We start from the raw sequence: 14,512 nt of genomic DNA on the forward strand, positions 1-14,512 counted from the left end.
CGCTTACCTTAACGATAAGTGCTTTGGTGTTCAAGCCTTGAGCGATCAGGCTATGCCAGTTGTGACTGTAAATGTCCGGGTGTGCTGCGGTTCTATTTCAATCAAGGTGCCATTGCGTTGTGCTGCCAGGAATCCTTCAGGTCGACAGGTTGCAGGCAAGGCGAATGCCGCAACCTGTTGATCGCCGTTATAGAGGATCCAACGCGTCACATAATTCAGCTCCGTGCTGGAGAAACGCGTAACGAACGTGGTGCCATCAGGCGCGATCATGCTAAATTCTGGCTTATCGGTGTACCTGTCCAGTTGGTCAGCAAAGAAGACAATTTCCGGATCGTAAAAATGCGGTTCATTGAGCCGCGCCATAGAAGCCTCGCCCTGAACAATCCGCTGATTAAACGCCAGCCACTGCTCAGTCGGCTTAACATGCGCGGGTATCGACTCACGCAGCTTCATGGCCTCATCCGGAATATTCTGGCTGAAGGTAGCTTCCGGTACGTAGGCATAGTTCATATGGCACATGTACTGCAACGGCATTGCCACTGAGGCGAGGTTGGTAACCGCCATCTGAATATCAAACAGCGCGCTCGCTCTGTGCATTACCACCGCAGGATGCGCCTGATAATGATGACCGAACCCCATCACATACTCATAGCGTCCAGCCACGCGCAAATTCTCACCCTCCAGCTCCAGCCAGGCTTCATCCATCGTGGCACAAGCCATTTCACCGTGCAAAGGATGTGAATCCTCTGGTGATGGGCAGCCATTTGCCAACAGACCTGAGTGGAAGGCAAAACAGCCGTAGGTCGCCACCACTTCCGCCGCCGGTTTCGGCTGACTGAACATGTTACGCATGGTCAGGTCATGGCCATCAAACTGAGCATCCCAGATCATCTGCCCCATCCAGGGCAGAATAACCAGATGTCCACGACTGTTTTCTACCTTCAGCCCTTCCACTCCGCTGGCGTAACGAAATGCGGTAACTGTGAAGTCGTTATTCTTCAGTAAGATTCGCGGATGCTCTGCAAAGAGTTCTCGCCACAGCGTTATACGTGTTGTCATGATCGCTCTCCTCAGGAAACTGTCGCTTCAGCCAGGTTGTTGCGCACTTTGCTTTCACGCCAGAAGTAGATACCGACGTACACGAAGCACAGCATGGAAACCAGGAACGAAAGTTGCAATGAATGGAACATATCGGCCACATAGCCCTGAATCGCCGGAACCACCGCCGCGCCGACAATCGCCATGACAATGACGGCACCCGCCATTTCGGTATGCTCGTTATCCACGGTATCAAGCGTACCCGCATAGATTGTCGCCCAGCAGGGTCCAAACAGGACACTCACCAGCACTGCGACATACACAGCGCTGAAGCTTGGCGCCAGTGCAACATAGACGAGGAACAGCGCACCAATAATGGAATAGAGAATCAGCACTTTTTCCGGATTGAAGCGCGTCATCAAAATGTTGGCGATAAACTTGCCGATAAAGAAGCAGGCGAAGCTATAGACCATGAAGGTTGAGGCGTCGCGCTCGTTGATATCACCTAATTCCAGTGCCAGACGGATGGTGAATGACCATACCGCGACCTGCATCCCCACATAAAGAAATTGCGCCACAATTCCACGACGGAAACGGGCATTGCTGGCCAGATAACGCAGTGTATCCATCGCTGACGGGCGTTTATGACTCGTGGTTTGCGCGACTTTACAGGTCGGGAAGCGAGTCAGCAGGAATAACACCATCACCACAACCAGTACCATAATCATGTACTTGTATGGCTCAAGGGTATTTTCCAGCATCAACACTTTAAAGTTATGGATCTGCTCAGCGTTCATCCCGGCCATCTGTTTTTCCAGGCTTTCACCTTCAGAGAAGACCAGATATTTACCCAGCAGAATGCCAGCAGCCGCACCAATAGGATAAAAAGTCTGACTGATGTTCAGGCGTAAAGTGGCATACGCTTTTGGGCCGATCATTGAGCTGTAGGTGTTGGCTGCTGTTTCCAGAAAGCTCAGACCAATCGCAATCGCGAAAATCGCCGCAAGGAACATGGTGTAGGTGGCCATGTGCGATGCCGGGAAAAAGAGCGTACACCCAACGATATAAAGGGTCAGCCCCATTAAGATGGCGACTTTATAACTGGTCTTTTTAATCACCAGAGATGCTGGAATCGCAATTAAAAAATAACCGCCATAAAAGGCACTCTGAACTAATGCCGAGGCAAAGTTGCTGAGTGAAAATACGCTTTTAAATTGCGTAATCAGAATATCATTTAATGCGGCTGCGCATCCCCATAACGGGAATAAACAGGATAACAAAATAAACTGGAACAGAGGGGTCTTATTCAAATAGCCGTCAGGCATCTGAATGATGTTTTTATCGTTCATAGTGCTACCTTTTACAGTGCAGGAGTATTATTCGTTTAAGGTAAGAAACTCATTAAATTGTTCGATGCTTGGATAAGATGATTGAGTGCCTTTCCCGGTAACGCTGAAAGCAGCGAAGAGAGCGGCTTTTTTCATGGCGGCTTCCACATCACCGCTTTGAACGTAATAGTGAGCAAAACAACCGATGAAAGCGTCGCCTGCGCCACTGGTATCGACAGCGTTCACTTTAAACGCTGGAACATGGACTTCCTGGTCACGCGTCATCCACAGCGCACCTTTCTCACCCATGGTGACGATAATATTGTTCAGACCTTTATCAACCAGAGAACGTGCCGCTGCGCGAATATGGTCATAAGTATCTACTGGCATACCGGTTAATATTTCCAGCTCGGTTTCATTCGGCACAAAAAAATCACATTTACAGGCATAAGACATATCTAATTCCCGTAATGCAGGGGCGGGATTCAGTAACACTTCAATACCGTATTTTTTGCCAAATTCAATCGCGTGATAAACGGTTTCCAGCTGCACCTCCAGTTGCAGGACAATAAGCTGACATTTTTTCAGATCTTCCGCCGCACGATCGATATCTTCCGGGGAGAGAAATTTGTTCGCTCCTTTAATAATCAGAATACTGTTGCTGGAGTTGGCATTAACAAAGATCGGTGCGACACCGCTGCTGGTGCAGGGTACCTTTTCGACATAGGTAGTATTAATTCCCCAGGATTCGAGATTGCGAATAGTGTTATCCGCAAAAATATCATCACCGACTTTTGTCAGCATCAGCACTTTGGAATTGAGCTTAGCGGCCGCAACGGCCTGATTTGCGCCTTTGCCCCCACAGCCAATTTTGAACGCCGGTGCTTCCAGCGTTTCCCCTTCTTTGGGCATCTGGTTGATGTAGGTGATGAGATCCACCATGTTGGAGCCAATAACCGCGATATCCATTTTACTACCTCTCAGAAACAATCACACAATAATGATATTAAAATAACATTATCATGTTACTTTCGTATCATTTGTGACTAGGATCGCGATTGGAAGATCATTTTATTGTTTATTTATTGCACTAAATGTTACACCCACATCACAATACAAATGATAAAGTTGCTTACAATTGACTGAAAATTAACTGGATATAATCAATAAAACGTGAAAAAACACGCTTTTATTTCCGGATAGTCAGACGTATAGTAATGCGGCAATGTCATGTTCTCAGAAACACAAAAATGTTACTGAAGGAACATGGGAACATGATTCGTGGAGAAGCACATGGAAACTAAGCAAAAAGAACGTATTCGACGTCTGATGGAATTGTTGAAGAAGACCGACCGAATCCATCTGAAAGAGGCGGCACGAATGCTGGAAGTTTCCGTGATGACTATTCGTCGGGATCTCAGTCAGGATGACGAACCGTTACCACTCACGCTGCTCGGTGGTTACATTGTGATGGTGAACAAACCTGCTGCCATCGTTAACGCGCCACTCCCCGCACAAAAACAGTATCACCGCGACGATTTACCGGTTGCCATTCTGGCTGCGGGACTGGTGAGTGAAAATGATCTGGTCTTTTTTGATAATGGTGCGGAAATGCCGTTGGTGGTCAGCATGATCCCGGACGATATTTCCTTTACCGGGATTTGCTACTCGCACCGGGTGTTCGTAGCGCTAAATGAAAAGCCCAACGCCACAGCGATTCTTTGCGGGGGGACCTACCGGGCGAAAAGTGACGCCTTTTACGACACCAGCAATCCCTCCCCGCTGGATGCACTCAACCCACGGAAAGTCTTTATCTCCGCCAGCGGAGTCCATGAGCATTTCGGCGTTAGCTGGTTCAATCCGGACGATCTGGCCACAAAACGCAAAGCGATGGAACGCGGATTACGCAAAATTCTGCTGACGCGCCACGCCCTGTTCGATGAGGTCGCCCCCGCCAGCATTGGTCCACTCTCCACCTTTGACGTACTGATAAGCGACCGTCCGTTACCGGCAGATTACGCAACCCACTGCCGGAACGGCTCTGTCAAAGTGATCACCCCGGATTCAGACGGCGACTAACTCACTCAAAGAACACGGTAATTTTGTTAAACATCGACGGATCGGACTGGTTGCGGGCCACTTTCACCACATCTTCCAGCTTGTCGATCTGGCTTATCATCTGCTCAAGACGTTGATCGTCGTTGACCAGTAGCCAGATGCGGCTCTTATCGCTGTCCTGAATCGGTAGACAGAGAATGCCTTCTACGTTGAACGCGCGGCGGGCGAACAGCCCGCAAACGTGAGTCATTACGCCCGGATGGTTGCGTACGGTGAGTTCCAGGATTACGTTGTCATGAGTCTGCTGTTGCATGGCTTATTCCCCCACCATTTCTGTGTTTGCCGCACCCGGCGGCACCATCGGGTACACTTTTTGTTCGGCATCGATGCGCACGTGGATCAGCGCAGGCCCAGGACGATTAATAATCTCCTGCAACGCTGCCTGTGGGTCCGCTTCGTTATTCAGATCGCAGGTTTCGAGACCAAACCCGGCGGCTATCTGCATAAAGTTAATCATCCCCGGATAGGTCGCGGCAAAAACACCCTGCTTATAGAACAGACTCTGCTGCTGATACACCAGACCCAACGCTTCGTTATTCATCAGGATGATTTTAATATCCAGCTGATTTTCGCTGGCTGTCGCCATTTCCTGAATATTCATCATCAGGCTGCCGTCGCCGGAGAAGCACAGCACTTTCTTGTCTGGATTGGCCAGCGCCGCGCCAATTGCCGCTGGCAGGCCAAAGCCCATAGTTCCCAGACCGCCGGAGGTCAGCCACTGACGCGGACGATTCAGCGGATAAGCCTGTGCCGCCCACATCTGATGCTGGCCTACGTCGGTGGTGATAATGGCGCTATCGTCTACGCAGGCAGCCACGGCGTTGATCAATCCATAGTGGCTGAGCGGGTCGCTTTCCTGCGGAATAGTGCAAGGGAATTCACGTTGTAAATCGGCCACCGTCTGATGCCACGACTCTCGCGGCTGCGCGTCAATTAATGGGATCAATTGCGCCAGAACCTCATCGACATCCGCCTGAATCGCCACGTGCGGTTGTTTGATTTTACCCAGCTCCGCGCGGTCGATATCTACGTGAATGATTTTGGCGTTCGGGCAGAACTGCTCCGTTTTACCAATCGCCCGGTCATCAAAACGTGCGCCCAGAACAATCAATAAATCCGCTTCTTGCAGAATAAAGTTAGTGCTACGCGCGCCGTGCATGCCCAGCATGCCTAACGACAGCGGATGGGCTTTCGGCAACATACCGAGCGCCATTAAGGTCATAGTGGTGGGCAGCATCGCTTTTTCCGCCAGTTCACGCACGCGCTCAGGTGCGTTAATCACGCCGCCGCCGAGGTACAGCACCGGACGCTGTGCGGCGTTAATCATGGCTGCGGCATCGCGAATGCTGTCCTGACTGAACGCTGGTGCCTCCATTTTCTGTGCAGGCTCCGGCATCTCTTCAATGTCAAAAACGGCGGTTTGAATATCCTTAGGAATGTCTATCCACACCGGGCCTGGACGTCCGGACTGCGCAATGCGGAACGCATCGCTCATGACCTGCGGTAATTCACTGATATGGCGGACCAGATAGTTGTGCTTAGTGATGGGGATAGAGATGCCGTAGGTGTCGACTTCCTGGAAGGCGTCGGTGCCTATCATTGAGGCCGGAACCTGCCCGGTGATACACACCAGCGGGATGGAATCCAGACGCGCATCAGCAATGGCGGTCACCAGATTGGTTGCGCCCGGTCCGCTGCAGGCCATACAGACGGCGGGTTTGCCATCGGTTCTCGCCATTCCCTGCGCGATAAACCCTGCTCCTTGCTCGTGGCGCGCCAGGATATGACGGATTTGCGTGCTTTGACTTAAGGCGTCATAGACGGGAAGAATCGATCCGCCGGGAATACCGGTAACAACCTGAATTCCCTGGCGTTCCAGGAAATGAACGATGAATTCTGCGCCCGTAAAACGCGTACGCTTGGATGTTATGCCCGAACTTGCCATGCTCCAGTCCTTTTATTCTGGGCCTTTGCTCCGGGCAGGTCTCTGAAACGAAAAACCCCGCCCGGTTTGCGCCGGCGGGGTTTTGGAATCGTGTGTTGATTCGGACCCTACGGCGCATTGCCGACGACCACCACCACACGCACGACGACCGCTGCGCGAGATGGCGCAGTTTTTAGTAGGGTCGCAGTCAGCATGGAAGGGTTCATTAGGGACCTGTCTGTTTGTTGATTAACTGGATTTATACAAACACAGGTTTTTCAGCGTGACAATGGAAAAATTTTCATCTGCATAAAAATGCGTCAACGATCACATTTCGTTGTGCATTGCTGAAAAACAAAAACCCCGCCGGAGCGAGGTTTTTTTCAGTGCTGTGCGGTTGGTAGCCGCCGAACACACTGTGTTATGTCAACGAAAAAAGTATACGCGTTCTGCGAAGAACACGCAATTTCGGCACGAATTTTGATGGTTTTGAGTATGGAACATGAATAGCGTAACGTCTATAAAATACTGTTAATTTATACAGTATTTATCTATAATGTCTCGGTACGCAATGTGTTATGCGGGGGCCGCATCGTAAACCGGCGCATCAAAGTCCTGGCTGAAACGGGTGGTGCCGTCAGCGCCTTAACCCCCGTGTGAGCACACTGTGTTATGTCAACAAAGGTGCTGGCAACAGGCAGCGGCGAGGTACGTCAGCACCGTGCTCCTTGTACCAAAAGGAGAGCGTATGAGCCTCGTGGATATCGCTATTCTTATCCTCAAACTCATTGTTGCAGCACTGCAACTACTTGATGCCGTTCTGAAATACGTTAAGTAATTCGGATTCAAGTCGCACCTAAGGGGGGCGGGTAACACTCCGCTCCCCTTTCACCTTCTCCCTGGTGCTTGTGTCGCGCCAATATGTTACGTTTTTATGACATTCTCAGGGAAGAATTCCACCATGACGCTTTCTGTTTTCTGCATTTTGCTGTTCGCCGCGCTGCTGCATGCCAGCTGGAATGCCATTGTTAAAGCTGGAAACGATAAACTGTACTCAGCGATCGGTGTCAGCGGTTCTGCTGCAATTATGGCATTGATTTTCTTACCCTTTGCGCCGCAACCTTCCGCCGCCAGCCTGCCTTTTTTAGCCGTCTCAACTGCGTTGCAAATTGTATATACCGTCCTGGTCGCCAAAACCTATCAGGTTTCGGATATGAGCCAGACCTATCCGTTAATGCGCGGCACAGCGCCGCTGCTGGTCGCAATTATCAGCGTCCTGTTTCTTGGCGATAGCCTCTCTGTTCTAGCCTGGGTGGGGATTGCCACGATCTGTCTGGCGATCCTCGGCATGGCGTTTAACGGACGCAGCAGCTCGCAACGCGGGATCGTGCTGGCGCTCATTAACGCCTGCTTTATCGCCGGATATACGCTGGTTGATGGCACCGGCGTACGTTTATCAGAAACCGCGCTGGGTTATACGCTGTGGACCTTCTTTCTGAACGGCTCCTGCCTGCTGGGCTGGGCGATGATTGCCCGACGCCGGGAAGCGTCGCGCTATCTGGTACAGCAGTGGAAGAAAGGTATTCTTGGCGGGATTGGCACAATGGGTTCTTACGGTCTGGCGCTGTGGGCCATGACTCAGGCTCCGTTGGCGGTAGTCGCTGCGCTGCGTGAAACTTCCATCCTGTTTGGCGCGCTGCTCGCGTGGCTGCTACTGAAAGAGAAGGTTGCCGGAATACGTCTTGTTGCGGCTGGAGGCATTGCCATAGGCGCAGTTTTGCTACGCTTATCATGACCTCTGTAAACCCGATGCAATCCGGCAACATTTGTTGCCGCTTTTTGTTTACATTTCCTGCCGTTCATCGTTTAAACATTCCAGCCCACTATCTGGCCTTCTTTTTCTGTTGTGGTAGATTCCACGCGCATTTACGGGAAAGTGCAGCACCTTATTCTTATTTTTTCACTTTTTGAAAAGTAATCAGCGAAATGAAAAGGCATAGAAGCGTCAATTTGTTGTTGATGTTGGTATTACTGGTGGCGGTAGGTCAGATGGCGCAAACCATTTATATCCCCGCGATTGCTGATATGGCGCGTGAACTGAACGTTCGCGAAGGGGCGGTGCAAAGCGTGATGGCCGCCTATCTGTTGACCTACGGCCTGTCACAACTGATTTACGGCCCACTTTCCGATCGCGTTGGCCGCCGCCCGGTGATCCTCGCCGGGATGTCCATTTTTATGCTGGCTACGCTGGTCGCCATAACCACCCACAGCCTGACGGTATTGATTATCGCCAGCGCAATACAGGGGATGGGAACGGGCGTCGGCGGTGTGATGGCGCGAACGTTACCGCGCGATTTGTATGAAGGCACGCAGTTACGCCACGCTAATAGCCTGTTAAACATGGGGATTCTGGTCAGCCCACTGCTGGCACCATTGATTGGCGGTATGCTGGATACCCTGTGGAACTGGCGTGCCTGTTACATCTTCCTGCTGGTGCTGTGCGCAGGCGTCACGTTTAGCATAGCGCGCTGGATGCCGGAAACGCGCCCCGCAGGTGCGCCGCGTCCACGGCTTATCGCCAGCTACAAAACGCTGTTTGGCAACAGCTCTTTCACCTGTTACGTGCTGATGCTGATCGGCGGCCTGGCGGGCGTTGCGGTCTTCGAAGCCTGTTCCGGGGTGTTGTTAGGCGCGCGTCTCGGCTTAAGCAGCATGGTGGTCAGTATCCTGTTTATTCTGCCCATTCCGGCGGCGTTTTTTGGTGCCTGGTTCGCCGGTCGCCCGAATAAGCGTTTCTCGACGCTAATGTGGCAGTCAGTTATCTGCTGTCTGGTCGCCGGTTTGATGATGTGGATCCCTGGTCTGTTCGACGTGATGAACGTCTGGACGCTGCTGGTTCCCGCCGCACTGTTTTTCTTCGGCGCCGGGATGCTGTTTCCGCTGGCAACCAGCGGCGCAATGGAGCCTTTCCCGTTCCTGGCCGGTACTGCTGGTGCGCTGGTTGGTGGATTACAGAACATTGGTTCCGGCGTGCTGGCGTGGTTCTCTGCCATGCTGCCGCAGACCGGGCAAGCCAGTCTGGGCCTGCTGATGACCCTTATGGGGCTGTTGATTTTTGTTTGCTGGCTTCCGCTGGCGTCACGCGTGTCGCATCAGGGACAGGCGGTTTAAGCGTATGATGGCCCGGCTTCTCGCCGGGCTTTTCACACTCAGGGGCAATCATGGTATTCAACAACGGCTCCAGCGCCGGTCTCCATGCACCTTCCTCACCATCATAGAACTGCGTATCCGCATTGATAGCATAGGGAATTTTCGCTTTCTTCAGCTCGCAAGCCATAAAGCGGGCAAACGCCATTTGCGAGGCAGAAGGCGCATTCCTGATGGTTTCTCCCGGCGACCAGCCTCCTACCCAACTAACATGACCGGTTTTCTGCTGCCAGTGAATGGCAGTATTGATACGGGCACGAATGGCGGCCTTTTCTGCCGCTGTCCCTGAGGTCCACGGGTATTTACCGTTATTTTTCAGCGGCCCCCACGGGAAAATATGCCATTGGGCCAGCACGGTATTCTGACTTTGCGGCGGCAATTTTAGGTTGGGCAAATCTTCCGGAGCGGCATGCAGTTTCGGCGCGATAAATATCATTCGCTGTGGATCGATGGCATGGATGGTACGGATGGTTTTGTCATACACCCTATTGAGCGACGCCTGATTATGGTTGAGCTTATCGGCAGGTTCATAAATCAGGTCGAAACCCAGCAACGGCGAACTTTGACCAAAGTAATGCGCCACTGCCACCCACCAGTTAACCACCTCTTTTTCGTTACTGGCACTGGGGTCTTTTTTATACTCGTCAGCCTGATAGGCGATTATCGGGATCACGCCATACTGCTCGCAGGCTTCCACCAGCTTGCGCAGATGAATGAGCCGCGCCTCCGTAGGCTCACCCGCCACGCGAATGCGCACGTGGGTCAACCCTTTCGCCTTATAATCCCTCACCACCAGCGGATCGAATTCACGGATGCCCCGATCGGTACGCGCCCAATCTACGTCCATCCCAACCCCAAGCTGCTGCACATACTGCGCCGCCGTCAACGCAGGTTGCGCGGCACACACGGTGGCGCTGGCCAACAGTAAAAGGGAAACAATCGGCTTTAACACGGTCGTCCTTACGCAAATCATCAGGAGTGATATCACGTATTTAGCACGCTTTTTCACTTTCAGTGTAGAGCGAAAGCGTAAAAAATATTCGCGACCCGCTTATTTAACCTGCTCCTGTAGCCAGCCAATAAACGCCTCGATTTTCGGCCACTGCCTGCCGGGCAGCGTGGTGATGTAGTAATGCTGATGACATTTCAGCGCCATATCGCCAAAAGGCGCAATCAACTCTCCGCTGTCGAGGCGTTTTTGCACCAGCCGTTTTCGGCCCATCGCCACGCCGATATGGTTCATTGCCGCAATTACTGCTAAATCCGAACGATCAAAACCAATCCCCGACGATGTCGGCAAATTCGCCGCAAAATGCTGCGCCCAACTGTGCCACTCATCGGTCCCGGAATCGTTACTCCACGCCTGTCTGTCGTGCAGCAACGTACAGTGCGGCAAATTCACCAGCGAACCGGTAAGGTCATGGCGGCGGGCGTAGTCCGGGCTGCACACCGGCAGGATCTCTTCATCCATCAGGAAGTGATGCGTGAGTTGCGCGGAGGGTGCATCGTCAAAATAGATGGCGAGATCGATACCCGCACGCTGTAGATTGACGTTGTCGTTCCCGGTCAACATGGTTAGCGAAATTGACGGGTAGCGACGGGTAAAGTCGCCGAGCGCCGGAACCAGCCAGCACTGGGCGATAGAAGGTCGTGAGTAGACGGTGAGCGTCCCCGAGAGCTCCTGATTCTTAATATCAAGAATCTCCTGGTTGAGCGTGTCCAGTGACGACTTCAGCGCCCAAAATACCCGTTTGCCCTCATGAGTGAGTTCCACTTTGCGATGAGAACGAACAAATAATTGGATACCAAGCTCATCTTCAAGCTGATTTATGCGATGGCTGACGGCACTGGGGCTCAATGACAGCTCGTCTGCCGCCAGCGCAAAAGACTGATGCCGGGCCGCCACTTCAAAAGTATACAGCTTTGACAACTGCCAGCCGTTGAGCAGCCGGTTTCTGACTTCGCGTAGGGGATCCATTCTCACCTCCTTTCCTTCTGATTCATGCGCTGGAGTGTAAAAAAGTTCGCTGCAAAAATCAGCTCAAAGGTGAATCAGAGTGAACCATATCGCATAAACAAAGCGCAATTAGACATAAATCACTCATTTGATGCAATCTGGCTCATGTGAAGGGGGATTTATATCGTTTGTCAGACCATGCCTTATTTTTGTCCAATAACCCTATATTAATCACAGGGCAAGGTGAGTTATGCACTCTCAAATCTGGGTTGTGAGCACGCTGCTGATAAGCATCGTGTTAATCGTTTTGACCATCGTGAAGTTCAAATTCCACCCGTTTCTGGCGCTGCTGTTAGCCAGCTTCTTCGTGGGTACGATGATGGGCATGGGGCCGTTGGATATGGTCAATGCCATTGAGAGTGGCATCGGCGGTACGCTGGGCTTCCTCGCCGCGGTTATCGGCCTTGGGACCATTCTGGGCAAAATGATGGAAGTGTCCGGCGCAGCCGAACGCATTGGCCTGACGCTGCAGCGCTGCCGCTGGCTATCCGCCGACGTCATTATGGTTCTGGTTGGGCTGATTTGCGGGATCACGCTGTTTGTTGAAGTCGGCGTGGTGCTGTTGATTCCACTGGCCTTTTCAATTGCCAAGAAAACCAATACTTCATTACTGAAGCTGGCGATTCCGCTGTGTACGGCGCTGATGGCGGTGCACTGCGTGGTACCACCGCATCCGGCTGCCCTGTTCGTGGCGAACAAGCTGGGCGCAGACATTGGCACCGTGATTGTCTACGGCTTACTGGTCGGCTTGATGGCCTCGCTGATCGGTGGTCCTCTGTACCTGAAATTCCTGGGTAACCGTCTGCCGTTTAAACCGGTTCCGGCTGAGTTTTCTGACCTTAAAGTACGTGACGAAAGTACGCTACCGTCGCTGGGTGCTACGCTGTTTACCGTTCTGCTACCGATTGGCCTGATGCTGGTAAAAACCGTCGCTGAGCTGAACATGGCGAAAGGCAGCACGGTATATACGCTGCTGGAGTTTATTGGTAACCCGATCACCGCGATGTTTATTGCCGTTTTCGTTGCCTATTACATTCTCGGCCTGCGTCAGCACATCGGTATGGGTACGTTGCTGACCCACACTGAAAACGGTTTTGGCTCCATCGCTAACATTCTGTTGATTATCGGCGCAGGCGGCGCATTCAACGCTATCCTCAAGAGCAGTGGGCTGGCGGATACTCTTGCGCTGATCCTCTCGAACATGCATATGCACCCGATTCTGCTGGCGTGGCTGGTGGCGTTAATCCTGCATGCTGCGGTGGGTTCCGCCACGGTGGCAATGATGGGCGCCACGGCAATCGTTGCACCGATGCTGCCGCTCTATCCCAACGTCAGCCCGGAGATCATCGCCATTGCTATCGGTTCCGGCGCTATTGGCTGCACGATCGTTACCGATTCCCTCTTCTGGCTGGTGAAGCAATACTGCGGTGCCACCCTGAATGAAACGTTTAAATACTATACGACCGCGACATTTATCGCGTCCGTGATTGCACTGGCTTGCACATTCCTGCTTTCCTTTATTATCTAAGCGCAAAGAGACTGACTATGGAAAACATTCAAACACTTATCGCCCAGTATCCTTTAGTGGAAGATCTGGTTGCTCTCAAGGAGACAACCTGGTTTAACCCTGGCACCACCTCTCTTGCGGAAGGTTTACCGTATGTTGGCCTGACTGAGCACGATGTTCAGGATGCTCACGCCCGTCTGACGCGCTTTGCGCCGTACCTGGCAAAGGCATTCCCGGAAACCGCGGCCACCGGCGGCATTATTGAATCTGAGCTGGCCGCGATTCCGGCCATGCAAAAGCGGCTGGAGAAAGAGTACGGGCAGCGCATCAATGGCGAAATTCTGCTGAAGAAAGACAGTCACCTGCCAATTTCTGGCTCGATTAAAGCCCGTGGTGGCATTTATGAAGTACTGACCCACGCGGAAAAACTGGCGCTGGAAGCCGGTCTGCTGACCACACAAGACGATTACAGCGTTCTGCTTTCGCCCGAATTCAAACAGTTCTTTAGCCAGTACAGCATCGCGGTAGGCTCCACCGGTAACCTCGGCATGTCGATCGGTATAATGAGCGCCCGTATCGGCTTTAAGGTGACGGTGCATATGTCGGCCGACGCCCGCGCATGGAAAAAAGCCAAACTGCGCAGTCACGGTGTGACGGTCGTGGAGTATGAAGAAGATTACGGCGTGGCGGTTGAACAGGGCCGTAAGGCGGCGGAGTCCGATCCAAACTGCTTCTTTATCGATGATGAAAACTCGCGCACGCTGTTTTTAGGCTATGCGGTGGCCGGACAGCGCTTAAAGGCGCAGTTTGCCCAGCAGGGGCGCGTGGTGGATGCAGACCATCCACTGTTTGTTTACCTGCCATGCGGCGTCGGCGGTGGCCCTGGCGGCGTGGCGTTTGGCCTGAAGCTGGCGTTTGGCGATAACGTGCACTGCTTCTTCGCAGAACCAACCCATTCACCGTGCATGCTGCTGGGGATTTATACCGGGCTGCACGATACGATTTCCGTGCAGGATATTGGCATCGACAACCTGACTGCGGCTGATGGGCTGGCTGTCGGCCGTGCGTCTGGCTTTGTTGGCCGGGCAATGGAACGTCTGCTCGACGGTCTGTACACCCTGGACGATCAGACGATGTACGATATGCTGGGCTGGCTGGCGCAGGAAGAAGGTATTCGCCTCGAACCGTCAGCGCTGGCAGGGATGGCCGGTCCGCAACACGTTTGCGCCTCTGCTGACTATCAGCACATGCACGGCTTCAGCGCGGATCAGCTCAATAACGCCACCCACCTGGTGTGGGCGACCGGCGGTGGAATGGTCCCGGAAGATGAAATGGCGCAGTATCTGGCCAAAGGACGTTAAATACCGCTGAGC

At 52.6% G+C, this 14,512-nt stretch carries 14 protein-coding genes; 6 read left to right on the top strand and 8 right to left on the bottom strand.

Translation table 11 applies throughout. The annotated features are described in order from the left end of the window. Nucleotides 1-45 precede the first annotated feature (45 nt). The 3 genes from OGY67_RS23305 to rbsK are packed head-to-tail and all read right to left on the bottom strand — an operon-like array spanning nucleotide 46 to nucleotide 3,335. Nucleotides 46-1,059, bottom strand: coding sequence for an aldose 1-epimerase family protein (locus OGY67_RS23305; protein WP_286574604.1), 1,014 nt, complete (start codon nucleotides 1,057-1,059; stop codon nucleotides 46-48). An 11-nt stretch (nucleotides 1,060-1,070) separates the two neighbouring features. After that, nucleotides 1,071-2,387, bottom strand: coding sequence for an L-fucose:H+ symporter permease (fucP, locus tag OGY67_RS23310; protein ID WP_003827126.1), 1,317 nt, complete (start codon nucleotides 2,385-2,387; stop codon nucleotides 1,071-1,073). A gap of 27 nt (nucleotides 2,388-2,414) precedes the next feature. Further along, nucleotides 2,415-3,335: a ribokinase gene (rbsK, locus tag OGY67_RS23315; RefSeq protein WP_048227354.1), complete on the bottom strand. Its 921-nt coding sequence runs from the start codon at nucleotides 3,333-3,335 to the stop codon at nucleotides 2,415-2,417. A 324-nt stretch (nucleotides 3,336-3,659) separates the two neighbouring features. On the opposite strand from rbsK, the gene OGY67_RS23320 reads away from it, so the two are divergent. After that, nucleotides 3,660-4,445: a DeoR family transcriptional regulator gene (locus OGY67_RS23320; protein ID WP_003827122.1), complete on the top strand. Its 786-nt coding sequence runs from the start codon at nucleotides 3,660-3,662 to the stop codon at nucleotides 4,443-4,445. A gap of 1 nt (nucleotide 4,446) precedes the next feature. Here OGY67_RS23320 and ilvN read toward each other — a convergent pair whose 3' ends face one another. From ilvN to ivbL, 3 genes are all read right to left on the bottom strand, one after another. Beyond that, on the bottom strand, nucleotides 4,447-4,737 hold the full coding sequence (gene ilvN / locus OGY67_RS23325; protein ID WP_003023914.1) for an acetolactate synthase small subunit: 291 nt from the start codon (nucleotides 4,735-4,737) through the stop codon (nucleotides 4,447-4,449). A 3-nt stretch (nucleotides 4,738-4,740) separates the two neighbouring features. Next, on the bottom strand, nucleotides 4,741-6,429 hold the full coding sequence (gene ilvB, locus OGY67_RS23330) for an acetolactate synthase large subunit (protein WP_032945438.1): 1,689 nt from the start codon (nucleotides 6,427-6,429) through the stop codon (nucleotides 4,741-4,743). Between the two features lie 107 nt (nucleotides 6,430-6,536). Continuing rightward, complete coding sequence (gene ivbL / locus OGY67_RS23335) at nucleotides 6,537-6,635, bottom strand: ilvB operon leader peptide IvbL (protein WP_003827118.1); 99 nt, start codon at nucleotides 6,633-6,635, stop codon at nucleotides 6,537-6,539. 521 nt (nucleotides 6,636-7,156) lie between these two features. Between ivbL and tisB the strand changes: the two genes are divergently transcribed. The 3 genes from tisB (at nucleotide 7,157) to emrD (ending at nucleotide 9,579) form a co-directional block, all read left to right on the top strand. Continuing rightward, nucleotides 7,157-7,246: a type I toxin-antitoxin system toxin TisB gene (gene tisB / locus OGY67_RS23340; protein ID WP_003023909.1), complete on the top strand. Its 90-nt coding sequence runs from the start codon at nucleotides 7,157-7,159 to the stop codon at nucleotides 7,244-7,246. Between the two features lie 123 nt (nucleotides 7,247-7,369). Beyond that, nucleotides 7,370-8,203, top strand: a complete 834-nt coding sequence (locus OGY67_RS23345) for an EamA family transporter (RefSeq protein WP_079934375.1) — start codon at nucleotides 7,370-7,372, stop codon at nucleotides 8,201-8,203. Nucleotides 8,204-8,394: 191 nt separating this feature from the next. Beyond that, complete coding sequence (emrD, locus tag OGY67_RS23350) at nucleotides 8,395-9,579, top strand: multidrug efflux MFS transporter EmrD (RefSeq protein WP_286574607.1); 1,185 nt, start codon at nucleotides 8,395-8,397, stop codon at nucleotides 9,577-9,579. On the opposite strand, the gene OGY67_RS23355 is transcribed toward emrD, so the two are convergent. Beyond that, nucleotides 9,506-10,588, bottom strand: a complete 1,083-nt coding sequence (locus OGY67_RS23355; protein ID WP_032945440.1) for a cellulase family glycosylhydrolase — start codon at nucleotides 10,586-10,588, stop codon at nucleotides 9,506-9,508. The two genes, emrD and OGY67_RS23355, sit on opposite strands and share 74 nt — an antisense overlap. Nucleotides 10,589-10,666: 78 nt before the next feature. After that, the gene (gene dsdC / locus OGY67_RS23360) at nucleotides 10,667-11,593 is read right to left on the bottom strand and encodes a DNA-binding transcriptional regulator DsdC (protein ID WP_003827110.1); all 927 of its coding nucleotides are present in this window, start codon (nucleotides 11,591-11,593) and stop codon (nucleotides 10,667-10,669) included. A gap of 229 nt (nucleotides 11,594-11,822) precedes the next feature. Here dsdC and dsdX point away from each other — a divergent pair, with 229 nt between their 5' ends. Continuing rightward, entirely contained in the window at nucleotides 11,823-13,160 is a 1,338-nt protein-coding gene (gene dsdX / locus OGY67_RS23365; RefSeq protein ID WP_003827107.1) for a D-serine transporter DsdX, read from the top strand. 17 nt (nucleotides 13,161-13,177) lie between these two features. Next, on the top strand, nucleotides 13,178-14,500 hold the full coding sequence (dsdA, locus tag OGY67_RS23370) for a D-serine ammonia-lyase (RefSeq protein ID WP_003827105.1): 1,323 nt from the start codon (nucleotides 13,178-13,180) through the stop codon (nucleotides 14,498-14,500). Nucleotides 14,501-14,512 lie beyond the last annotated feature (12 nt).

Origin of the sequence: Citrobacter sp. Cpo015 (genome assembly GCF_030333035.1) — a bacterium.
Lineage (GTDB): Bacteria > Pseudomonadota > Gammaproteobacteria > Enterobacterales > Enterobacteriaceae > Citrobacter > Citrobacter portucalensis.